Genomic DNA, 23,629 nt, shown 5'->3' with positions numbered 1-23,629 from the left:
ATGCTGCGCCTTTCCGTCCTGGACCAATCCACGGTCGTGACCGGGCGCTCCCCAGACACCTCGATCCGCGAGAGCATCCGCTTGGCCCAGCATTGCGAGGCACTGGGCTATCACCGCTACTGGTGCGCGGAGCACCACAACTCCGAAAGCCAGGCCGGCACCGCGCCGGAAATCCTGATCGCCGCCATCGCCGCGACAACGCGGTCGATCCGTGTCGGCTCCGCTGGAGTCATGCTGCCGCATTACGCGGCGTTGAAGGTGGCGGAACAGTTCCGCGTGCTGGACGCGATCGCGCCGGGGCGCATCGATCTGGGCCTGGGGCGCGCCCCTGGCTCCGACGGGCGCACCGCCTATGCGCTGAACCCGCGAGCCGACGCCGCGGCGGAGCAGTTTCCCGCTTCGGTGCGCGACCTGCTGGCCTGGGTATCCGGCATGCCGCTGGTCGAGGGGCACCCATTTCGAGAAATCCGAGCCCAGCCCGGCGGGCCGACGCAGCCCGAGGTGTGGATCCTGGGCAGCTCCGACTACGGCGCGCAGGTAGCGGCGTATTTCGGCCTGCCCTTCTGCTTCGCGCACTTCATCACTGACGGCCATGGAGCGGAGCAGGCGCTGGACATCTACCGGCAAGGTTATCGGCCGAGCGCAGCACACCCCGAACCGCATGCCGGCGTCTGCGTCTGGGCGATGGCCGCGCCCACGCAAGAGGAAGCCGCCTGGCTGTTCCGGTCCCGCGAACTTTGGCGATTGGGACGGGACCGCGGCGTGTTCAGTGCTCTGCCCTCGCCCGAGGAAGCCGCTGCCCGGACATACTCTGACGGTGAGACCGCCCGGATCGAACGGCTGCGGAGCAAGGCGCTGTTCGGCACACCAGAGGTCGTCGGCAGCAAGCTGCGGATGATGGCGGAAAGCTACGGCGTGCAGGAAATCGCCGTGTTGACGACGCTGCATGACCCGGAGGCACGGCGGCGATCCTATGCGCTGCTGGCAAAGGAATTCGGACTGGCGGCTCCGACGTAACCGGCGGCTCAGCGACCCGGCGGAGGTGTCCAGACCTGATATCGAGTTTGCCCCGGCTGACGCGCCCGCCACATCTTATAGCGAAACATGACATAGGCGACGATCGCCGCGCCGACTGCGATCGGCAGCACCAGCATCGCGATCCACAGCGCCAGGGCGGCGAACGTCAGGCCGCCGGCAATCAACGCGACGACCACAGACCAGAACAGGATTCGGCTGGACAGCGTGGGCGCCGGTGGCGAGGTGAACTCACCTTCCAGCGTCATGTCCAGTTGCGGCGGTTCCCGGCGTTTCATGCGCGTGATGTGGCCCATCGCCGTCCCTGGTTCAAGGATAAACCACCGTAACCCATACTGCGGTCGAGACGATAGGGGCGAACACCAGAGGCCGATTGTGGAAAGATCTGGACCGCTTCGGTGGATGACCGCTTCGGTGGACGAAAGAATCCCGAAGCATGATAGGCTCAGACGGTTTAGCCGCAGGAGGAAGCGCATGAAGGTCGGTCTTTTCATCAACACCCAGTACCCCGAAGGTACCGATGTACCGGCGCTGATCCCGGAACTGATCGAGCAGGTACGCGTATCGCGCGATGCCGGCTTCAAGTCGCTGTGGTTTCCACACCATTGGCTGACCGAACCGATGCAGATGTTGCAGATCATGCCTGCCATGGCATTCCTCGCGCATGAGGCGCAGGGGATGGCGATCGGGCCGAACATCCTGATCCTGCCGCTGCTGAATCCGATGCATGTCGCCGAGGAGGCCGCCACGCTGGATGTGTTGACAGGTGGCAACTACATCCTGGGCGCCGGACTGGGTTACCGAGAGCCTGAGTTCACCGCATTCGGCATTCCGCTATCCGAGCGCGCGGGCCGGTTCAGTGAGAGCGTGACGCTGATGCGGAAGCTGTGGGCCGGCGGCAAGATCACGCATGAAGGCAAGTTCTTTACCATCCGCGATGCCGGCATCAGCTTGAAGCCGGTTCGTCCTGGCGGACCGCCGATCTACATCGCCGGCCTGGTGGACTCAGCGGTGCGCCGAGCGGCGCGGATCGGCGACGCGTGGCTGATCGCGAACGCCTCGTCGATCCAGGAAATCTCCGGGCCGATGCAGGCCTATCGTTCGGCGCTGGCTGAATATTGCCGCACGCCGCTGGAATTCCCGATCGCGCGGGAATGCTATGTCGGCAGCAGCCACAAGACGGCATTCGAGGAATGCCGCGCGGCGATGATCTACAAGTATGAGGCCTACAAGGCCTGGGGAATGACCAGCCCGTTGGACGGCGTGTCATTCGATGATTTCGCTCGCGACCGTTTCATCATCGGCGACAAGGAATCAGTGAAGGATGAAATCCTGCGCTACAAGGAACTGCTGGGCGTGAACCACTTCATCATGCGCTGCCAATGGCCAGGGCTGGAGCAGGAGAAGGCGCTTGGCGCCATCCGCCGGTTGGGCGAGGTGTTCGCGACATTGCGGTAGGCGTGGCGTGCAGCGGGGGCCGCCGGTTTCGGCGGCCCCTGCCGTCTCTGCCGGTCATAGCAAATCCTTCACCGCGTCCTTGAACTTCGTGGCCGCGGCGATGTGATCGGCGACGGTGCGGCCGGCAATACGTTTATGGTGGGCCATTGCGTAAGTCGTGTGGCCGGTAATGTGCGTAACGCCGGCCTGCTTCCAGAACGTGAATTCCTTGCGCCACGCCTCCGGATCGTCGTTGCCCAGGGAGAGCCATACCTCCAGGCCGATCCTGGCCGGATCACGTCCCCCGGCCTTGGTCAGCACACGCAGCTTTTCAAACGCAGCCAGGGCGGAATCGTCGGCGGGATAGGCCAGCGGCATCCAGCCGTCGCCATATTTCGCTGTACGCTGTAAAGTCTGTTCCGCGTGGCCGCCGAACCAGACCGGGATGCGCCCGTTGGTGGGGCGCGGGTTGATGCCGGCATCATTGATCGTGTGATAGCGGCCTCTGAACGTGACATGAGGCGACGCCCACAGGGCCTGCATCACCTGCACCTGCTCCTCCGATCTGCGGCCGCGATTGGAAAACACCTCATTCAGGCCGTCGAATTCGATCTTGTTCCAGCCTACGCCAACGCCCAGGCGCAGCCTGCCGCCCGACAGGACATCCAGGCATGCCGCCTGCTTCGCCACCAGCGCCGCCTGGCGTTGTGCCAGGATCAGCACGCCGGGGGCAAAGCCCAGGCGCTGGGTAACCCCGGCCAGGAAGCCGAACAGCACGAACGGGTCGTGATAGGGGTTTTCGTTGGTGCCGACCCGCCCCTTGCCGGCCACAGTCGCCGGGTTGGCACCCAGCACATGATCGGGTGCCTGAAGATAGTCAAAGCCCAGACCTTCGATGGTCTGCGCGTACTCCTTGATGACGGATGGGTCCGGGCCGATATCGGCAACGGGAAGCGTAGCGCCGAGTTCCATGCGGGTCTCTCCGGGTCGCACTGTCACAGCAGATCGGCAATGGCGGCATGGTACCGCTTCAGCGCCGCCAGATGGTCGGCCAGCGTCTTGCCGGCAATACGCTTGTGGTGACGGCGGCCAAAGGTCGTCGTCACGCAGATATGGCTGACGCCGGCCTGTTTCCAGAATGCGGTTTCCTCGCGCCAGTCTGCTTCCTTGCCGTCGCCCAGGGATGTCCATACCTCGATGCCCACAGATGCGGGATCGCGTCCGGCCTCCTCGGTCATGCGGCGGAGCTGGCCAAAAATATCCAGCGCCGTCTGATCCGGCGGATAGGCATTTGGCATCCAGCCATCACCCCATTTGGCGATGCGCGGCAGTGTGTGCTCATGATGGCCGCCGAACCAGATCGGCACGGAACCGGATGCCGGGCGCGGATTGATGCCGGCATCGTCGATCGTGTGATACCGGCCCTTGAAGGTGATGTGCGGCTCCGCCCATAGCGCGCGCATGACCTGTACCTGCTCCTCCGACCGGCGCCCGCGATTATGAAAATCCTCGTTCAGGCCAACGAATTCCACCGGGTTCCAACCGACGCCGATACCCAGGCGGAAGCGGCCGCCACTCAGTACGTCGAGGCAGGCGGCCTGCTTCGCGACCAGCGCGGTCTGCCGCTGCGGCAGGATCAGCACGCCGGTGGAAAAACCCAGCGTCGTGGTGACGCCGGATAGATAGCCTAGAAGAACGAACGGATCATGGAACATCTCATCGGCGATCGTCTGGCCCGGCGTCGGTTTGCCGCCCAGGACATGATCGGGCGCTTCCAGAAAATCGTAGCCCACGGCTTCGATTGTCTGGGCAAAGTCGCGCACCAGCGATGGGTCGCCGCCAGTGTCGGTGAAGGGTACCAGGGCACCAAGTTCCATGCGCTTGCTCATGCTAACCGTCCTTTTCCATCACCGCCTTGATCTTGTCCGGCGCCACCTTGATGGGTTCGATGCCCGCCCGTTCCTGCTGCAGCAGCGCACCCACCCGGCTGTCACGTCCACCCCAGCCGCGATTCAGCGCCTCGGTCAGCTCCATCAGCGCCATGTTGGTCAGGCGCATGGGCACCTGGACCTCCCGCGCCAACTGGCAGGCCAGGGAGACATCCTTGTGCAGCAGGCGCAGGGCGAAATCCGGCGGATCATAGACGCCGGTCAGAAACTGGTTCGACAGGCGATCAAACATGCGTGCCCTGCCCGATGCGCCTTGGCGGATCGCCTGGAACAGCTGCAGCGGCTCGACGCCGGCCTTCACACCCATGGTGAACACCTCGGACAGCACGACATTCACCGCGGCCGAGGCGGCGTTGTGTGTCAGCTTGGCGATCGTTCCGGCGCCGATCGGGCCGATATAGGCGTTCTGGTCGCTGAACGAGTCCAGCACGGGCTTGTACTTATCATATACGGCCTTGTCGCCGCCCACCCAGACCGCGAGCTTGCCGCTGTTGGCGCCACGCGGGCCGCCGGAAACGGGCGCGTCCAGGAAGGATACGCCCTTGGCCTGGAACGCGTCGTGCAGCGCCCGCACGACATCAACGGCATTCGTGGACAGGTCGAAATAGGCTGATCCCGGCTTGAATCCCTCGATCAGCCCGTCCGGCCCGATGGCCACCTTCTGGACATCGGCCGGCGTCGGCAACGAGGTGAACACGATCTCGCATTGTTCCGCCACCGCTTTCGGACTGTTCGCCCATTCGGCGCCCGCCGCCAGGTGTTTCGAGGCCGCCTGCCGCGTCAGGTCATGCACGACGAGCTGATGACCGCCCTTCTGCAGGTTGGATGCCATGCCGGCGCCCATCATGCCCAGGCCGATAAATCCGACTTTCATGTCGTTTTCCTCCAATCCCCGGCACGACGATGCGCCGGGTCGGGCGTTTCCTCAAGCGATCGGGTTCGGCCAGTGTGGAGTCACCCAGTGTGGAGTTACCTAGTTCCCGGTGGGACCGCCTTGTGATCGAGCTGCCACTTCGGCTCCTTGGCGGGGATGCCGCCCGCGGGACACCGCCCATGGCGTTTCATCTCCTGCCTTGCGCCTTCGGTAGTCCGGATGCCGCGCGACAATGGTTCAGCGGTGCGGCCTTAAGGGTCGCGGACCCACGGTCTGTCGCAAAACTTTACATCTCAAATTTTCGATAGAGCCATTTCCACAACCATAACGTTGAGTGACAGAAGAGGCGCTCTATTTTTGGGAATATATACGGCGTGAATACCCGTTTGATAGAATTTATCACCGTACCATGTACCACAGATTGTATTCTTGCGGCAGTTCCTTCCATCCTCGACCGGCGGTGCAGAGAAGCGTCGGAGGATTTTACAATCGGACCCGCGTTTTGACATCGGACCATTCTAACGTTTGATTTATATCGCATTTTTATGTGGCATGGTAATTGCTTATCCTTGCCAGACGGCAATGAGAAAAGGTGTGTCAACCATGAAACTACTTCTCAGCACGGCCTCTACCCTGGCTTTGGCCATCGGCTTGACCGCCGCAGCCGGTAGCGCGCAGGCCGCGCCGGTTACGTTCTTCGGCGAGGATGGCAACCCGACCGGCAACGTCCCCATCGCGCATCCGAACTCGGACGCGGCGCAGGCCTCCTTCTTTACAAACCTGATCGGTATCGGCACCGACGGGTTCGACACCGTGGCAAACGGCACCGCCACCGTGCCGGTCACCTTCGGCAACGGGATTACCGCAACCCTGACCGGGGGAAACATCCAGAACACCGCCAGTGCCGGCCGGTTCGCGATCTCAAGCCCGAACTACTACAATACCTTCTCCTCGACGTTCGGGATCACCTTCAGCGGACCGATCGCCGCCTTCGGGTTCTACGCGACCGACATCGGTGACTTCGGCGGCCAGTTGACGGTGACCCTGACCGATACATCCAACGTCACCACCACGCTCACCGTCCCGAATCTGATCGGCAGCGGCGGATCGCAGCCGGAAAACGGCTCTGTACTGTATTTCGGATTCTACGATACGTCCGATACCTATACGTCGATCACGTTCGGTAACAGCAATACGAGCGATGGCTTCGGCTTCGACGATTTCTCCGTCGGCACCTTGGAGCAGGTGCAGCCTGCGCCGGAGCCGGGAACGTTGGCGTTGATCGGCAGCGGGCTTGCCGGCATGGCGGCATTGCGCCGTCAACGGAAGATGAAGCAATAGCCGTCCGGCACACGGCCGACAATAGAACGAGGCGGCGGGGTGAACATCCCGCCGCCTTTTCCGTTTCCTGACCACCCCGGACAGGCAGACGCACCCGGCGACCGGTCCGTCCGGCACGCCAATTTGCCAGAGCTACGCTGATCTTCCCATGGCCGCGTGCCGCGTAGTATCCGAAGATCCTCGGAAGGAAAGACGGTGGACGCATGGGCAGGGTTCCGACACGGACAATCGCCAGCACCGCGCGACAGGTCGCACCCGCGCTGCCTCGCCCCGAAATCGCTCGCGCCGGAAACCTGTTTCTTCAAAGACAGTTCGACGCAGCGGAAGGTATTCTGCAACCCGCGGTCGCGGCCGACCCGCGCGATCATGCCGCCCTTCACCTGTTGGGCGTCATAGCCCGGGAACGAGGCGACCACGCCCTTGCCGTCGAGTATCTGCGGCACGCAATTGCAATCAGCGGCAAGAACCCCGCCTATCATGGCAATCTGGGGCATGCATACCTCATGCTGGAGCGATTTGACGATGCCGCCGCCTGCTATCGTCGTGTCCTGGCACTTGAGCCCAGGATGCACCTCGCCCATTTCGGTCTCGGCATGGCTCGGCTGGGGCAGAAGAATTTTGCGGCTGCCGCCACCGAGCTGAAGAAGTTTGTCGCCATCGAACGCAACTCGGTTGATGGCCACGCCAACCTTGGCACGGCCCTGTCGGAAATGGACCGGCATGCCGAAGCCATACCGCATCTGGAACAGGCATTGGCATTGCGGCCGGGGCATGCGGTCATTCAGTTCAAATGCGGCATCGCGTATGCTCGAAAAGGCGACTATCTCGCGGCCGCGCGCCACTTGCAGCGCGCCGTGGCACTCGATCCCGCGATGGCTGATGCGTATTTCCAACTCGGGATCGTCCTTGGCCGGATCGATCGGCTCGACGAAGCCGTGCAGGCGCTTCGGGACGCGCTCAAGCTGCGGCCGGATATGGTTCCGGCACTCTACGAACTCGGACAGGCACTCAACAATTTGCAGGCGTTCGAGGAAGCGGAGCAGCAGTTCGAGAAAGGGCTGGCGCTGGATCCCGAATCTCCGGCGCTGTACCTGGGCTTAGCCCGGACCCGGCACCTGGAAGGCCGCTGCGCGGAAGCCCGAGCCCTGGTCGGGGAGGCTCTGGTTCGGAAGGCCGACGCAGCCGATTGCTACACCACGATTGGCCAGATTCATCAGTCGGAGGGTCATTTTGCAGAAGCAATAGCAGCCTTGCAGAAGGCGATCTCCATCCGGCCGACGCATGGGAACGCACAGCTCTGCCTGACGATGCTTCGCAAACCGGAAGGGCCGGAAGCACGTATTGCGGACTTACAACGAATCCGCCGCGCGGCATCGCTTGACAAGGATCAGCTTGCAACACTGAATTATGCTTTGGCGAAAGAGTACGAAAATCTGGGCGACCACGCGGCGGCATTTGAACACTACCGATCCGCCAACGACCTGCGGATGGCCATGTACCCGCCCGAGAGTTATTCATTCGATTGGATCGATGACCGTTTGATCAGGATGTTCGGCACGGCATTTCTGGCCGACAAGGCCGGCTGTGGAAATCCCTCCGAACGGCCGGTTTTCATTGTTGGCATGATGCGCTCCGGCACCACGCTCGTTGAACAGATCCTGTCCAGCCACCCGGCGGTGCATGGGCACGGCGAGCTGGACGATATCCGGCGGATCGTTCACGGACTGACGGCGAAGATGCCACCTTCTTCGGCGTATCCGGAAGGTCTGGCCGATCTGACCCCAGCCATGGCGCGGCCCCTTGCGGAAACGTATCTTGCCCGGCTGGAGCGGGAAGCACCATCCGCGACCCGCAGCATCGACAAGCGGCTGCATAATTTCGAATATCTCGGCATGATAGCGCTGCTTTTTCCGCACGCGCGAATCATCCATTGCACACGAGACCCGATCGACACATGCCTGTCGAATTACTTTCATGATTTCGGCTCACAGAACCGCGTGACCTGCGACCTGAAGAGTCTCGGACAATTCTTCCTGCATTATCAGAGACTGATGGCGCATTGGGAATCGGTGCTGCCCAATCCGATCCTCCGCATACCTTATGAAGACCTGATCGCCGACCAGGAGGGATGGAGCCGCAAAGCCATCGCATTCCTGGATCTGCCATGGGACGATCGCTGTCTTTCATTCTACGAGAATGACCGTCCGGTTTACACGTATAGTCTGTGGCAGGTGCGTCAGCCCATCTATCGGACATCGTTGCAGCGCTGGCGCCCCTATGCCCGATTTCTCGGACCGTTGTTCGATGCTTTGCAGCAAAACCCGACCTTGGAGCATTCAGACGCTGACTGTCTGTAACCGACATAGCGTTGCCGCACCTGTGGCGCGTGACTCGGTCGGCGGTGGCGCCGCGCCATGCTGACGCCTATCATCCTCCAGGCCGATCGATCCGGCTTTCGTGCCATTTTCTTCTGATCCCCATCGCGACGATGCACCGGGTCCGGCTTTCCTCAGGCGATCGGGTTCAGCCAGTGCTCCTCCACCACGAACAGCGCGCGGCTGGTCCCCACCCATGCGGTAGCGCTTTCCTCCATGTCGACGACGCTGTCGAACCAGGCCTGCGCCATGCGGCCGACCTGCACCGCCAGATGCGGCACCGTGCTGTTCGGCGCCGCGCCCTGGTCCCGCACGCGGTAGTGCACCAGGCCGCGCAAACGGGGTGCTGCCTCCAACCCCTCCGGATCGGCGGGGTCCATTACCAGCAGGCTGATGCGGCCGGCGGACGCGGCAGGAGGCATCACCTCCTCCACATCCGCCACGAGACGGGAAACGGCACCGACGAACAGGCGGGAGTCGATATTGCAGGCATCCATCTCGGGCGATCCCTGTGCCTTCGCCCGTTGCGCGTGGTCGTCGAAAAACAGGATTGGAAACCCATCGATCCGCAACGACCGCGCCGCGTCCGTGGTCAACGGCGAGTCCAGCACGTGGCATTGCACATAGCGGCGCAGTCCGGCAAACCGCTGGACCAGCGGGCCATGCACGTCCAGCCAGTGGCGGCGGAAGCGCGCCAGCGGCACCGCATCCTGCCGGCGCATCATGCTGATCGCGGCGATCATGCGCCTTCCCACTGCATGATATACAGCCCGGCGTCGTAGTCCGTTGCGTAGATCAAACCGTCGGCGGCGACGAACAGGTCGGCAGTGTGACGTATTTTGGCACGCCCTCGCATCGGCTCCATCCATTTTTTCGGCTGCGGCGGTACGAAAAAGCCGATCTCCTCGGGCCGGAAGGGGTTGGTGATGTCGAAGGCGCGCACGCCGGCACTTTGCCAGGTGGCGAAGATGATGCTGGAGCTTTGCCAGGATCCTGGCCGGTTCTCGTGCAGATTATGTGGGCCGAACTGGCCGCCCAGCTTGACGTAGTCCTGGTCGGATGGCGTCGGCATGGTGGCGATGCTGACCGGGTTTGATTTTTCGCGGATGTCGAAAACCCAGGTGTGCTTCATCTGCTGCTGGTCGATGTTCAGCGTGGCCTCATCCGCCACGACCAGCAGGTTACGGTCATGCAGTGGTACGGCATTGTGCGTGCCGCCGCCGAAGGGCGGGCACCAGTTGCGATGGGCGATCAGTTTCGGGGCGGACTTGTCCTTGACATCCAGGATCGTCAACCCGCCATCCCGCCAGGAGCCATACGCAAAATCATCCACAACGATGGCATGATGCAGCGCATAACGCTCCGTCCAGGTCGGCGTCTCCCCCGCGGCGGCGAACATGCCGGGAATCCACCAGCGCCCGACCTCGCGCGGTTGCGTCGGGTCCGCCATGTCGATGACGATCAGGATATGGTCGGTGAACCCGTCCAGCAGCGCCGAGGCGTAAGCGTAGCGCCCACCCACCCACCAGATGCGGTGGATACCCAGCCCTTCCACTTCCATGAAGCCGATCCGGCGGGGATTGGCGGGGTCCTTCACGTCGTAGACCGTCATGCCGGCGGCATAATCCTGCCCGCGCCTGCCGAAGCGCCGGCTGTCCACCTGGTTGGAGCCACCGTAGTACTCCTCGGCGGTCAACAAGGCTTTCTGATCCGCCTCCTGAATGTTCAGCAGCAGGTCTTCGGCAACCTGGAGGTGCATGCAGACCGAATTCGGGTGGGTCGGAACAAAATTCACCGGCTTCGGACTTCTCGGATCGCGGACATCGGTGACCATGATGCCGCGGCTGACATGGGTGCCGACATAGGCATGGCCGCGATGCACCATCACCTGCACGCCGTCGCCGCGCCCGCCCTGGTCGGTATGGCCGACGAAGCGGATGTTTCTGAACCCTTCCGGGACAATCATGACGCGGGCCTCCCCAGCCTGGTCCGACCAGCTTACCCCGCTCTGGAAAAAGAGGAAGCGTCACCGGTTTCGGATGAACTGATTGACAACAGCGAGGCCGATCGCCAGTCTTTTGCGCACTCTATTTGCTGCACTGCAATAGAAACATAACAAACAATGCACGACAACAAATGAAGGTGGGAGGTGTCATGTCTCAGAGTCGCCGGGTAACCCGTCGGGGCGCGCTGGCCCTTAGCGCGGGCGCCGCGGCGCTTCCGCTGGTCCATATCCGGACCGCGGGCGCCGCGGGCAAGATGACGGTCGGCCTGGTGGATCATTGGGTGCCGAACAGCAATGAGAAGATCAAGGAACAGGTCCTGTCCTGGGCCGACAAGAACAAGGTCGACGTGACCGTCGACCGTATCACCACGATCGGTGCCAAGCTGCAGATGACCGGCGTCGCCGAGGCCCAGGCGAAGACGGGCCATGACATGATGACATTCCTGGCTTGGGACGCGCATGCCAACGCGCCCTGGCTGGAGCGCATGGATGACGTAATGGGCCGGCTGGAAGCGAAATACGGGCCGCAGAACGAAGTCTGCCAGTACCTCGGCAGATCCGACGGGCATTGGGTCGTCATCCCGTCCAGCTTCAGCAGCCAGTACAAGGGTCCGTGCGGCCGGATCAGCCTGTTGAAGCAGCATGCCGGTCTCGATGTGGTCGAAATGTATCCCGCCGCGCCGGAACGCACCAAGCTGGCCGAGAACTGGACATACGACACCCATTTGAAGGCAGCCGAAGCCTGCCATAAGGCGGGCTATACCTTCGGTATCGGCTTGGGCACGACACCGGACTCGGTGGACACCGCCGGCGCGATTTTCCGTGCCTATGGCGCGGAGCTGGTGAATGCGAAGGGGGAGATCACCGTCAATTCGGATGCCACGCGGCAGGTGCTGGACTACGCGCAGCGTCTGGTCAAGGTTCTGCCCGCGCAGGCCACCAGCTATGACGACGCGTCCAACAACCGCGACCTGATCGGCGGCAAGTCTGCGCTGATCTGGAACCCGCCTTCGGCCTGGGCCGTCGCCAAGCACGACTCACCGGATGTCGCCAAGGATTGCTGGACCTTCCCGGCGCCGGCCGGTCCGAAGGGCAGCTTCACACCATTCCTGCCGTTCCATTGGGGTGTCTGGCAGTTCAGCCAGAACAAGGGCGCCGCCAAGGAGCTGGTGGAGTGGCTGATGCAGCGCGAGCAGATCGAGCCGCGCTGCTTCGCCGCCGAGGGGTATGACATCCCGCCCTTCCCCAGCATGTCGGACTTCAAGGTGTGGGAGGAGGTGTCGCCGCCGAAAGGCACCGTTTACAATTATATCCTGCGGCCGCATCACCATTCCGCGGCACATATCGCCGCCTTCCCCGCCCCGCCGGATATCGCGGTTCAGATCTATAATCGGGGCACGATGCCGACCATGTTCTCCAAGCTGCAAAGCGGCCAGTCGATCAACGACGTGATCGCCTGGGCGCAGGCAGAGCTTGAAGGTTTCGTCCGATAGCCTGGTGTCGGCTGTTTGCCGTCTGATGGCGGCCGCTGCTATCCTGGCTGGTAACGTCCAACCAGGGAAACGGTCGCCATGAACGACACTGCCTTCGACTACTCGCGTCTGTATAGCGCCGGGCTGCCGGACCCTGCGCCGAAATGGGCGCCGTTCCCCAAGTACTATTTCATCGGCGGCAACAACGACCCTGATCAGATTCCGATTCAGGGGCTGATAGACGCCGCGGCATCGGTGCTGCGGCGCGAAGGGGCGAAACTGGCGATCTACAATCTGGGCCTGGGTCCGCAGGGCTATCCCGGCCTGCGGCAGTTCGTCGCCGATAAATCGAAGCGGCACCGCGGGATCGAGGTGCCGATCGACGATGTGCTGATCACCACCGGATCAGGCCAGGGCCTGGACATGATCAGCAAGCTGCTGATCAATCCCGGCGACACGGTGCTGGCTGAGGAATATTGCTATCAGGGGGCGCTGAATCGCTTCCGGAAGCTGGGCGCGAAGATCGAGGGCATGAAGCTCGACGCCGATGGCATCGTCGTCGACGCGTTGGCGAAGCAACTCACTGAACTGAGAGCCAGGGGGATCACGCCGAAATTCATTTATACGATCCCGACGATCCAGAACCCCACCGCGTCGATCCTGCCGATGGACCGCCGCAAGGCGCTGATCCGGCTGGCGCGGGAATTCAACGTCGCGATCTTCGAGGATGAATGTTACGCCGATCTGATCTGGGAAGGGATCGAGGCGCCGCCGGCGCTGTATGCGCTGGCGCCAGACTGCGTGCTGCATATCGGGTCGTTCTCGAAGTGCCTCGCCCCTGCCCTGCGCCTGGGCTATCTGTTCGCACCCTGGGATCAGATGCGGCAGTTGCTGCCGCTGAAGGGCGACAGTGGCACCGGCGCCTTGGACCAGATGGTCGTCGCGGAATATTTCTCGAAGTCCTTCGATGGGCACCTCACGCACCTGAACACCGTGCTGCAGGAAAAGCTGCGGGTGATGACCGAAGCGGTGGAGAAGGAGTTCGGCGCGTCGGCGGAGTGCTGGACGCCGAAGGGTGGCATCTTCCTGTGGATCAAGCTACCCGAAGCGGTCGATGTACGGAAGCTGATCAAGCCCGCCGCCGATGCCGGCCTGGTATTCAATGCCGGCCCGGACTGGGCGGTCAGCGCGGACAATTCCTTCAACAGCCTGCGCCTGTGCTTCGCGATGCCGGACCACAAGACGATCCGTGACGGCGTCGCCGAGCTGGCTCGGATCTGTTACGAGCAGACCGGTATTCCGGTGCGCAGCGGGAACGTCCAACGCGGTTGAGGCTGGTATGGGACCGGCGGCCGCGCCGGTCCCTCGACCGCAGAGGTTGCCTTTCCCCGTGCTTTGCCGCAATCGAACCCCATGAACGCTCAGGCAAGCGACCAGGCAAAGGCTCGGGTAAACCGGATCCTCAACAGCGACGCGTTCCGCCAGGCAGCAGCCACGCTGGCAGCGGAGCATGACCGCACGGTCGAGGACATCATCACCCTGACCGAAATCCCTGCTCCGCCGTTCAAGGAGGCGGAGCGGGCGGCAAAATGGTTCGCCATGGCGCAGGCCCACGGCCTGACGGATATGACGATCGATGCCGAGGGCAATGTGACCGGCCTGCGTCGCGGCGCGGGCAACGGCAAGCTGATCTGCGTGGCCGCCCATCTGGATACGGTCTTCCCCGAAGGCACCGATGTAACCGTGCGGCGCGACGGCACCAAGCTGCTGGCGCCCGGCATCGGCGACGACACGCGCAGTCTGGCGGTGCTGCTGGCCTGGCTGCGCGCCCTGGACGCCGCCGCCATTCAAACACGGGCCGATATCCTGTTCGTCGCCGATGTCGGGGAAGAAGGGGCCGGCGACCTGCGAGGCATGCGCTATCTGTTCACCCAGGGCCGATACAAGGACCGGATCACCGCCTTCCTGACCATCGACAGCCCGGAGATGGAGCAGATCGTCACCGGCGGCGTGGGGTCGAAGCGCTATCGCGTCACCTTCCATGGACCGGGTGGCCATAGCTTCGGCGCATTCGGCGTCGTCAATCCGATGTTCGCCATGGCCGACGCGATCGCCAGGCTGGGCCGCATCAAGGTCCCCACCACGCCGAAGACGACCTTCAGCGCAAGCGTCACCGGTGGCGGCACCTCGATCAATGCCATCCCCAACGCGGTGTGGACCGAGTTTGACCTGCGATCGGAATCCGCTGCCTATCTGGACAATCTGGAGCAGGATTTCTTCGCCTTGTTGGCAGAGGCGACCGCGGCCGAAAATGCCGCCCGGTCAGTGGTCAACGGCAAGATCACTTACACCGTCACGCCGATCGGCAACCGGCCGGCCGGACAGACGGATCAGACCCAGGATGTGGTGCAGTCCGCTCGCGCGGCGATCGAGGCGCATGGCTATCGGGTGCATTACGACTATTCCTCGACGGACGCCAACATCCCCATGAGCCTGGGGATTCCGGCGATCCGCATCGGCTCCGGCGGGCGCGGCGGGCGGGCCCATTCGCTGGATGAATGGATCGATGTGGAACCGAGGGAGAGCATTCGCGGCATGACCGCCGGCCTGGCCGCCGTGCTGGCCGTGGCTGATATGATCTGACTGCGGATTCTCAGCAAAATCGGTGCTTGCGCGACGGGAGCTGCCGGCGTAAATGGGGCGACATGGTTGAGCAGTTGCCCACCTCGCGATTTTGGTACCGCTGGTACATCCCGGCGGCCTAGGATCGTGCATAGACGTTAAGGATCCCGAAGCCGCCCTCCCCGGCGGCTTTCGCGTTTCTGAACGACATTTCGTGAAATCCGCTGGTGAGACAAGGCCTCTCGGTATCCAAACCGACAGGAGCTTGCGATGCAACGTACCAGTTTCGATTTCGATGTGATCAGCGGTCCGGTGGAGCCGCGCCCGGCCCCGCGTCCCGCACCGAAACCGGCCTCTCAGCCCGCTTCGGCCGGCACGCAACGGCAGTCGCCGGCCAAATGACCGGCGGTTTGCGGCCTCGTTCCTGTTCGGTTAGCGTCTTCGGATACAGGAGCAGGGACGACGCCCATGAAATTGATGTGGTTCCATTTGATGCCGTACACGGAGCTGCCGGCGGACTTCAAGCAGAAGCATCCGTCGGTCTGGGTCGATATCCATTCCTCGCTGTTCGACCCGAAACGAGCGCACCTGATGTACAACGATTTCATGGACGAGTTGGAATTCGCGGCTGACTGCGGCTACGACGCCATCTGCGTCAACGAACATCATTCCAACGGCTATGGGCTGATGCCCTCACCGAACCTGATCGCCTCCTCGCTGGCGCGCCGGACGACGGATGCGACGATCTGCGTCATGGGCAATTCCATCGCGCTGTACAATCCGCCGACCCGCGTGGCGGAGGAATTCGCCATGCTGGACGTGATCTCCGGCGGCCGGCTGATCGCCGGCTTCCCGGTCGGCACGCCGATGGACGATTGCTACGCCTATGGAACGAATCCGAGCCAGCTGCGGGAACGCTATTATGAGGCGCACGACCTGGTGATGAAGGCCTGGCAGGAGAAGGAGACGTTCGCCTTCAACGGCCGCTACAACCAGCAGCGTTATGTGAATATCTGGCCGCGCCCGGTGCAGCAGCCGCATCCGCCGATCTGGATTCCCGGCGGCGGATCGGTGGAAACTTGGCAGTGGTGCGCCGAGATGGACTATGTCTACTGCTACCTGTCCTATTACGGTCACAAGGCCGGCAAGGTCACCATGGATGGATTCTGGGCGGAAATGGACCGGCTGGGCAAGGATCGCAATCCATACCGGGCGGGCTTCGCGCAGACAGTGGCTGTGGCCGAGAGCCACGACCAGGCGATGGAGATGTACACTGACGCCGCGGAATATTTCTTCGGCCGCTGCCTGCATATCGATCCGCGCTTTGCTGCGCCGCCCGGGTATTCGACGGAAGCCACCCAGCGGGCCGGCCTGTCCAGCCAGGTCAGTGCCGCCGCGCTGCGTTCCGTTGCGCGCCCGACCACGATGAAGGAGCTGGTCGATGCCGGCTATGTCGTGATCGGATCGCCCAAGGACGTCACGGAGCAGTTGATCGAGCTGGCCGAAAATCTGAACGTAGGCAACCTGATGCTGTTGATGCAGTTCGGCAACATGAACAAGGATCTGACTCGGTACAACACCAGGATGTTTGCCGAAAAAGTGATGCCGAAACTGAAGAAATTCTACGGGGAGTGGGAGCACCGGTGGTGGCCGAAGCCGATGGATACCACGCAGCGCGCGGATGTGCCGGCCTGGCAGCCGCAGGCGGCCGAATGATATCAGTCCGCTTCGTTTCGGTGGATGAAGGCTATTTTCCCTTGCCATGGCGGGTCACCACCCGCCGTGACCAGTGACACAATCAGGAAGGAGACCAAACCATGAAGCTGATGTGGTTCCATCTGATGCCTTATACCGAACTGCCGGAAAATTTCCGTGGCAAGCACCCGTCGGTCTGGGTGGATATCCACTCGTCGCTGTTCGATCCGAAGCGCGCGCATCTGATGTACAACGACTTCATGGACGAGCTGGAATACGCCGCCCAGGTCGGCTTCGACGCCGTCTGCGTCAATGAGCACCACTCCAACGGCTACGGCCTGATGCCGTCGCCGAACCTGATCGCCTCCTCCCTCGCCCGCCGCACCACGGACACCGCGCTGTGCGTGATGGGCAATTCGCTGGCGCTGTATAACCCGCCGACCCGCGTGGCCGAGGAATTCGCCATGATCGACGTGATTTCCGGCGGTCGGCTGATCGCCGGCTTTCCGGTCGGATCGCCGATGGACACGTGCTACGCCTATGGCCAGAACCCGTCGATGCTACGAGACCGGTATCATGAGGCGCATGACCTGATCGTGCGGGCCTGGACGGACAAGGAAACCTTCGCTTTCAACGGCCGCTACAACCAGCAGCGCTATGTGAATATCTGGCCGCGCCCGGTACAGCAGCCGCATCCGCCGATCTGGGTACCTGGCGGCGGATCGGTGGAGACGTGGCGCTGGTGCGCCGAGATGGACTATGTCTACTGCTACCTATCCTATTACGGCTACAAGATCGGCCAGGCCACGATGAACGGTTTCTGGGACGAAATGGCCAAGCTGGGCAAGGATCGCAACCCATATCGCGCCGGCTTCCTGCAATTCGTCGGTGTCGGCGAATCCCGTCAGCACGCCATGGACCTATACGCCGGAGCCGCGGAATATTTCTACGGCAACTGTCTGCATATCGATCCGCGCTTTGCCGCCCCGCCCGGCTACGCCACCGAAGCGACGCAACGCAAGGGACTGGAAAGCCAGGTCGTGAAAGCCTCGCAGTACAGCAACAAGTTCAATACGCTTGCTCGCGAGATGGATGCGATCGTGGATAATGGCTACGTCATCATCGGCTCACCGGATGAGGTCGCCGAACAGCTGCGCGAAGTGGCGACGGAGCTGAATGTCGGCAACCTGATGCTGCTGCTGCAGTTCGGCAACATGAGCAAGGACCTGACGAAGTACAACACGAAACTATTCGCGGAGCAGGTGAGGCCGAAGCTGGCGCAGCTGTTCAGCGAATGGGAGCATCGCTGGTGGCCCAGCCCCATGGATGCCACCCTCCGTGCCGACATCCCCGCTCGGATAGCCGCCGAGTAGTCGACAGGAACGTCATAACCGAATACCCGGCGGGGTGCTAGGCTGACATCATCATGGACGTCACAGCCTCACCCCGCCTGGTTCCGCCGGCTCCGCCCCGTCCCGCAGGGCAGTTGTCCCTGCTGCCCTTCCTGCGGGCGGTGCGGACCAACGCCATCACCATGTGGCCGGATGCGGCCTATGAGCAGCCGATATTGGTCGGCGGCATGGCCGGACGTACCAGCATCCTGCTGAACGCTCCGGATGCCATTCACCACGTGCTGGTGGCCAATCCGGGCAATTTTCGGCGTACCCCGGCATCCATCCGTATCCTGCGGCCGCTGACCGGCGAGGGATTGCTGCTGTCGGAGGGCGACACCTGGAAGCTGCAGCGCCGTACTGTCGCACCGGCTCTTGCGCCGCGGGTGATGCCGATGCTGGCCAGCCATATTGCCCGCAGCGCCGAAGCCACGCTGGACACCCTGCCGGCCGGTCGCCCGGTGAACCTGCTGGCCGCGATGCAGACCATGGCGCTGGACATCGCCGGGCGCTCGATGTTCTCGCTGGACATGCGGGGCCATCAGGACACGCTGCGCGAGCTGATGATGACCTTCGCGGAACGTCATGCGCATCCGCACATGATGGACATGGTGCTTCCCCCGTCGGTGCCGACCATGCGGGATATCGGACGGGCGCGATTTCGCAAGCGATGGACGCGGTTCGTCGACTTGCTGATCGCCAAGCGGCTGGCGGAGCCGCCGCCTGGGGCTCCGCGCGACCTGCTGGATCTGCTGCGGGCGGCACGCGATCCGGAAACCGGCATCGGCTTTACACCGGCACAGCTGCGCGATCAGGTAGCGACCCTGTTGCTGGCCGGGCATGAGACGACTGCGGTGACGTTGTTCTGGGCGCTGATCACCCTGGCCTCGGTGCCGGCGGAGCAGGACCGCATCGCCGCCGAGGCCGCGCCGCTGGACCTGTCGCCGGAAGGCGCGCACGCGGCGATGGCGTCGCTGGTACGGACCAAGGCTGTGGTGAATGAGACACTGCGCCTGTTCCCCGCTGCCTTCACCCTGGCACGCCAGGTCATTCACGCCGATCAGGCTGCGGGGATCGCCCTGCCCCGCGGCGCGCTGCTGCTGATCGCCCCCTGGGTGCTGCATCGCCACCGGACGCTGTGGGCCGATCCGGAGGTCTTCGATCCAGACCGGTTCATGCCGGAAGCCCCGACGCCGCCGCGTTTCGCCTTCATGCCCTTCGGCGCCGGCCCGCGAGTCTGTGTCGGCGCCCAGTTCGCGCTGGCCGAGGTGGTGCTGACCCTGGCCGCGCTGCTACGACGCTTCCAGGTGGAACGGGTGGACGACCGGCCGGTGATTCCGGTCGGGATTGTCACCACGCAGCCCGACCATCCGGCCGAGGTGCGGCTGGCCCCACGGTAGATTCAGAAAGGGCGAGAACGGTTCCCATCCGCGCCCTTGGCATCTGAAACAGCCGCCATTGAGTCTGACCGTCCCGCCTTGCCTGTCCCGTCACGGCGGGCGCAGGCCGGTCATCCTCACCCCGGGAAAAGACCCGCTCTCGGACCGGGACCTTTGCAACAAGGTGTCGGCGGTCGGCTTACCCGCCGACCATGACGAGCATGCTTGATCAGCTCTTTGATCCAAGGGCGCGATGCACGCCTTCCAACTGCCGGCTTCAGGCGATCGCACTCTAATATCCGGGGCGGCGGATATTACGCGCTCTTCTTCATGATCTCGTCCGCGACGTTGCGCGGCACCGGATCGTAGTGGTGGAACTGCATCGTGAAGGACGCGCGGCCCTTGGTCATGGACCGCAGGTGAGAGATGTAGCCGAACATCTCCTTCAGCGGCACATGCGCGCGCACGATCACGGTCGAGCCGGAGCTCTCCTGGTTCTGGATCATGCCGCGGCGACGGTTCAGGTCGCCAACGACATCACCCACGTGATCCTGCGGCGTGGTGATTTCCACGTCCATGATCGGCTCCAGGATGATCGGGCCGGCGTTCTTCATGCCCTCGCGGAAGCAGGCCTTGCCGGCGATTTCGAAGGCCAGCGCCGAGGAGTCGACGTCGTGGTACTTGCCGTCCACCAGGGTGTACTTGAAGTCCACCGTGGGGAAGCCAGCCAGCACGCCGGTGTCAGCCTGCACCCGGATGCCCTTCTCGACCGCGGGGATGTATTCCTTCGGCACCGCGCCGCCGACGATCTTGTTCTCGAACACGATGCCAGCGTTCCGCTCCAGCGGCTCGAAGATGATCCGCACCTCGGCGTACTGGCCCGACCCGCCGGACTGCTTCTTATGGGTATAGGTCTCGGTATGCGTGCGGCTGATCGTCTCGCGATAGGCAACCTGGGGCGCGCCGATATTGCAGTCCACGCCGTATTCGCGACGCAGCCGGTCGATGATGATCTCCAGGTGCAGCTCCCCCATGCCGGACAGGATCGTCTGGCCGGTTTCCTGGTCCGTGCGCAGACGCAGGGAGGGATCCTCGCCAGCCAGCTTCTGCAGGCCGATCGTCATCTTCTCGATGGCTTCCTTGGTGCGCGGCTCGACCGAGATGTCGATGACCGGCACCGGGAACGCCATGCGCTCCAGCACCACCTGATCGTCCTGAGCAGCGAGCGTGTCGCCCGTGCCGGTATCCTTCAGGCCGACGAAGGCGGCGATGTCGCCGGCCTCGACTTCCTTGATTTCCTCACGCTTGTCGGCGTGCATCTGGAACATCCGGCCGATGCGCTCGCGATGGCCCTTGGTCGTGTTCATCACCGTGTCGCCGGACTTCAACGTGCCGGAATAGACGCGCACGAAGGTCAGCGTGCCGTACTTGTCGTTGATGATCTTGAACGCGAGGCCGGCGAACGACCCCTTCGGATCGGCCTTGATGCGACGGCGTTTGGCGTGCACTTCCTTCAGCTGCTCATCGGTCAGCCCGTCTTCCTCGCCCTCTTCCGCGGCCACGGCGATGCCGGGCACGTCGACCGGCGAGGGCAGGTAATCGATGACCGCGTCCAGCAGCGGCTGCACGCCCTTGTTCTTGAACGCCGTGCCGCACAGCACCGGGCGGAATTCGCCGCTGATGGTACCCTTCTTGATGCAGCGCTTCAGGGTCTCGACCGAGACATCGCCCTTATCGAAATACTCCTCCATCGCCGTCTCATCGACCGACAGCGCGGTGTCCAGCAGGGCCTGGCGGTATTCGGCGGCCTTGTCGGCCAGGTCGGCGGGGATCGGCTCGTCGTGGTATTTCGCGCCCAATTCGCCGCCTTCCCAGACGATCGCCTTCATCTCCACCAGGTCGACGACGCCCAGGAACTGGTCCTCGATCCCGATCGGCAGCTGCAGCGGCAGCGCGACGATGTCGAGCTTCTCCTTCAGCGTGGCGAAGGCGCGATAGAAGTCGGCGCCCGTCCGGTCCAGCTTGTTGATGAAGATGATGCGCGGCACATTGTAGCGGTCGGCCAGGCGCCAGTTGGTCTCGGACTGCGGCTGCACGCCGGCCACACCCTCGATGATGAAGACCGCGCCGTCGAGCACACGCAGCGACCGGTTGACCTCGATGTTGAAGTCGATATGGCCGGGCGTGTCGATGATGTTGATGCGGTGGTCCTTCCACTCGCAGGTCACCGCCGCGGAGGTGATGGTGATCCCGCGTTCCCGCTCCTGCTCCATGTAGTCGGTCGTGGTGTTGCCGTCATGCACCTCGCCGATCTTATGTGACACACCCGTGTAGTACAGAATCCGCTCGGTCGTCGTCGTCTTGCCCGCGTCGATATGGGCGGTAATGCCGATATTCCTGATCTTCTCGAGCGCCTGACTGGCCACGGTCTGTCTCCTGCGTATTCGATTGTGCGGGCATATCAGAAAGGGCGCGTGATCCATCCCTGGATCCCAGAGGCGCCCTTCTCGGAACCACCTCTATCGCGCCCGCCCGCAGCCCAAGCCGAACCCTCGGCTGGTTATGGAGCACGGCATGTGCGCCACCATGTGCGGTTTTGCAAGTGCGAAAACCGAAAACCAGTATGCGTGCGCCGTTATGCCACCCGATAATTCCTTACGGTCAAGCACAATTTTTGCCGTTCGATAAGCGCTATGGACGCACACATGACACCGCGCCCTACCGAACAGACGGCGCGGCCAAGCCGCCAGCGTTCCGGCCGCGCCGGCACTGTCCCGAGAAAGGCCGGTCTGGTTCTGGGCGCCCCCACCAAGATCTTCCCGTGCCGCGATGCTTGCGCCGCGTTGCCGGCGCCGCCGTGGAAGAGGCGAATCCGTTCCTCCCGGACCGCCGCTTCCAGGACAAGCTGCTGGCGGCGATATGTCGATTCGGGCAGCCCTTGAAGATACCCGATGAAGATACCCGGTACGAAACCGGTGCGGACGGAAAGGCAGCCCTGCATCCCGGTCGCGACAGATACGTGGACTCCACAGCTTGTCTTGGCGTTCAGTTGCGAATAATTCTCATTCCACAGGCGCCGTATCAATAAAGGGTCTCCGGATGTTCAAGCTGACTGCCACTGCTGTTCTTCTCGCCGGGGTCATCGCCGCCGGTCCTGCCTCCGCGCGGGAGTATCCGATCGGCAAGCCCGTGCATCAGGCCGGAATGGAAATCGGCACCGTCTATCTGCAGCCGATCGAGATGGAGCCAGCTGGCATCATGCGCGCCGCAGCGGACAGCGATGTCCATCTGGAGGCCGATATCCACGGCGCCAAGGGTAACAAGAACGGCTTCGGTGAGGATGTGTGGATCCCGGCTCTGGTCGTCCATTATGAGGTCCAGAAGGTTGGCACCGATCAGAAGGTCGAGGGCATGATGATGCCGATGGTCGCCAATGACGGCCCGCATTACGGTGATAACGTCAAGCTGTTCGGTCCAGGCAAATACGTCCTGATCGTCGACATCGCCCCGCCGGGCCCCGACCAGCATTTCGGCCGCCACGTGGACAAGGAAACGGGTGTCGGTCCGTGGTTCAAACCATTCCAGGTGAAGCAGGAATTCACCTTCGCCGGCATCGGCAAGAAAGGCGCCTATTAGCCGCCATGATGGGGTTATCCTGCCAGACGCTGCCATGACCGGTATTGCCGTCCGCGCGCGCTGCCCATTGCGGCGTCTGGTGTGCGCTTTCGTGGTGGCGTTGCTGGTCTGCGTCCTGGTCGTCCGCAGCCCGGCCGCCGCGCCGGATGATGACATGCCGACCTTCCGTATCGAGATGAAGGACGGCGTCGTGAAGCCCGACCGGCTCAAGGTGCCGGCCAACAAGCCATTCCGGCTGGAGATCCACAACCAGGGCGAAACCCCTGCCGAGTTCGAAAGTCTCACCTTGCACAAGGAAAAGGTGCTGGCCGGCGGGGTCACGCTGAATATGGTGTTTCGCAGGCTCTCGCCCGGAGAATACGACTTCTTCGATGACTTCCATCCCGGCACCAAGGCAGTGCTGGTGGCGGAGTAGCCG

Annotated in this window: 19 protein-coding genes; 12 read left to right on the top strand and 7 right to left on the bottom strand. The window is 63.0% G+C overall.

Features of this window, described 5'->3' with window-relative positions; genetic code table 11:
- Complete coding sequence (locus tag VHC04_RS10170; protein ID WP_325680694.1) at positions 1–1,017, top strand: LLM class flavin-dependent oxidoreductase; 1,017 nt, start codon at positions 1–3, stop codon at positions 1,015–1,017.
- 8 nt (positions 1,018–1,025) lie between these two features.
- Here the strand turns inward: VHC04_RS10170 and VHC04_RS10165 are convergent, their stop codons facing one another.
- Positions 1,026–1,283, bottom strand: a complete 258-nt coding sequence (locus VHC04_RS10165; protein ID WP_325680692.1) for a hypothetical protein — start codon at positions 1,281–1,283, stop codon at positions 1,026–1,028.
- A 226-nt stretch (positions 1,284–1,509) separates the two neighbouring features.
- Between VHC04_RS10165 and VHC04_RS10160 the strand changes: the two genes are divergently transcribed.
- The gene (locus VHC04_RS10160) at positions 1,510–2,493 is read left to right on the top strand and encodes an LLM class flavin-dependent oxidoreductase (protein ID WP_325680690.1); all 984 of its coding nucleotides are present in this window, start codon (positions 1,510–1,512) and stop codon (positions 2,491–2,493) included.
- Between the two features lie 54 nt (positions 2,494–2,547).
- Here the strand turns inward: VHC04_RS10160 and VHC04_RS10155 are convergent, their stop codons facing one another.
- Genes VHC04_RS10155 through VHC04_RS10145 form a run of 3 tightly spaced genes read right to left on the bottom strand, consistent with a single transcriptional unit; the run spans position 2,548 to position 5,310 of the window.
- Positions 2,548–3,444, bottom strand: a complete 897-nt coding sequence (locus tag VHC04_RS10155; protein ID WP_325680688.1) for an LLM class F420-dependent oxidoreductase — start codon at positions 3,442–3,444, stop codon at positions 2,548–2,550.
- Positions 3,445–3,467: 23 nt separating this feature from the next.
- The gene (locus VHC04_RS10150) at positions 3,468–4,361 is read right to left on the bottom strand and encodes an LLM class F420-dependent oxidoreductase (RefSeq protein WP_325680686.1); all 894 of its coding nucleotides are present in this window, start codon (positions 4,359–4,361) and stop codon (positions 3,468–3,470) included.
- A 1-nt stretch (position 4,362) separates the two neighbouring features.
- Positions 4,363–5,310: an NAD(P)-dependent oxidoreductase gene (locus VHC04_RS10145; RefSeq protein WP_325680684.1), complete on the bottom strand. Its 948-nt coding sequence runs from the start codon at positions 5,308–5,310 to the stop codon at positions 4,363–4,365.
- 510 nt (positions 5,311–5,820) lie between these two features.
- On the opposite strand from VHC04_RS10145, the gene VHC04_RS10140 reads away from it, so the two are divergent.
- Together VHC04_RS10140 and VHC04_RS10135 are read left to right on the top strand one after the other, a co-directional pair.
- Positions 5,821–6,636 carry a PEP-CTERM sorting domain-containing protein gene (locus tag VHC04_RS10140; protein WP_325680682.1) on the top strand — a complete coding sequence of 272 codons (816 nt, stop codon included), beginning with the start codon at positions 5,821–5,823 and terminating at the stop codon, positions 6,634–6,636.
- Between the two features lie 203 nt (positions 6,637–6,839).
- Positions 6,840–8,993 carry a tetratricopeptide repeat-containing sulfotransferase family protein gene (locus VHC04_RS10135; protein ID WP_325680681.1) on the top strand — a complete coding sequence of 718 codons (2,154 nt, stop codon included), beginning with the start codon at positions 6,840–6,842 and terminating at the stop codon, positions 8,991–8,993.
- 152 nt (positions 8,994–9,145) lie between these two features.
- Here the strand turns inward: VHC04_RS10135 and VHC04_RS10130 are convergent, their stop codons facing one another.
- Positions 9,146–9,754, bottom strand: coding sequence for an EthD family reductase (locus tag VHC04_RS10130; RefSeq protein WP_325680679.1), 609 nt, complete (start codon positions 9,752–9,754; stop codon positions 9,146–9,148).
- Entirely contained in the window at positions 9,751–10,977 is a 1,227-nt protein-coding gene (locus tag VHC04_RS10125) for an LVIVD repeat-containing protein (RefSeq protein WP_325680677.1), read from the bottom strand. Before VHC04_RS10125 ends, VHC04_RS10130 begins: the two co-directional genes overlap by 4 nt.
- Before the next feature lie 188 nt (positions 10,978–11,165).
- On the opposite strand from VHC04_RS10125, the gene VHC04_RS10120 reads away from it, so the two are divergent.
- From VHC04_RS10120 to VHC04_RS10095, 6 genes are all read left to right on the top strand, one after another.
- Positions 11,166–12,509: an ABC transporter substrate-binding protein gene (locus tag VHC04_RS10120; protein WP_325680675.1), complete on the top strand. Its 1,344-nt coding sequence runs from the start codon at positions 11,166–11,168 to the stop codon at positions 12,507–12,509.
- A gap of 78 nt (positions 12,510–12,587) precedes the next feature.
- Positions 12,588–13,820 carry a PLP-dependent aminotransferase family protein gene (locus VHC04_RS10115; RefSeq protein WP_325680673.1) on the top strand — a complete coding sequence of 411 codons (1,233 nt, stop codon included), beginning with the start codon at positions 12,588–12,590 and terminating at the stop codon, positions 13,818–13,820.
- Positions 13,821–13,901: 81 nt separating this feature from the next.
- The gene (locus VHC04_RS10110; protein WP_325680671.1) at positions 13,902–15,131 is read left to right on the top strand and encodes a M20/M25/M40 family metallo-hydrolase; all 1,230 of its coding nucleotides are present in this window, start codon (positions 13,902–13,904) and stop codon (positions 15,129–15,131) included.
- A 447-nt stretch (positions 15,132–15,578) separates the two neighbouring features.
- Positions 15,579–16,826 (top strand): LLM class flavin-dependent oxidoreductase, encoded by a 1,248-nt coding sequence (locus VHC04_RS10105; RefSeq protein ID WP_325680669.1) that lies wholly within the window; start codon positions 15,579–15,581, stop codon positions 16,824–16,826.
- A 101-nt stretch (positions 16,827–16,927) separates the two neighbouring features.
- Entirely contained in the window at positions 16,928–18,178 is a 1,251-nt protein-coding gene (locus VHC04_RS10100) for an LLM class flavin-dependent oxidoreductase (RefSeq protein ID WP_325680667.1), read from the top strand.
- Between the two features lie 53 nt (positions 18,179–18,231).
- Positions 18,232–19,596, top strand: coding sequence for a cytochrome P450 (locus VHC04_RS10095; RefSeq protein ID WP_325680665.1), 1,365 nt, complete (start codon positions 18,232–18,234; stop codon positions 19,594–19,596).
- A gap of 293 nt (positions 19,597–19,889) precedes the next feature.
- Here the strand turns inward: VHC04_RS10095 and fusA are convergent, their stop codons facing one another.
- Entirely contained in the window at positions 19,890–22,001 is a 2,112-nt protein-coding gene (gene fusA / locus VHC04_RS10090; RefSeq protein ID WP_325680663.1) for an elongation factor G, read from the bottom strand.
- A gap of 673 nt (positions 22,002–22,674) precedes the next feature.
- On the opposite strand from fusA, the gene VHC04_RS10085 reads away from it, so the two are divergent.
- Entirely contained in the window at positions 22,675–23,211 is a 537-nt protein-coding gene (locus VHC04_RS10085) for an iron transporter (protein WP_325680661.1), read from the top strand.
- A 34-nt stretch (positions 23,212–23,245) separates the two neighbouring features.
- The gene (locus VHC04_RS10080) at positions 23,246–23,626 is read left to right on the top strand and encodes a cupredoxin domain-containing protein (RefSeq protein ID WP_325680658.1); all 381 of its coding nucleotides are present in this window, start codon (positions 23,246–23,248) and stop codon (positions 23,624–23,626) included.
- The last annotated feature ends 3 nt before the right edge of the window (positions 23,627–23,629 follow it).

It is taken from the genome of Rhodopila sp., from assembly GCF_035548095.1.
Lineage (GTDB): Bacteria > Pseudomonadota > Alphaproteobacteria > Acetobacterales > Acetobacteraceae > Rhodopila.
This window is presented reverse-complemented; position numbering and strand designations above follow the sequence as displayed.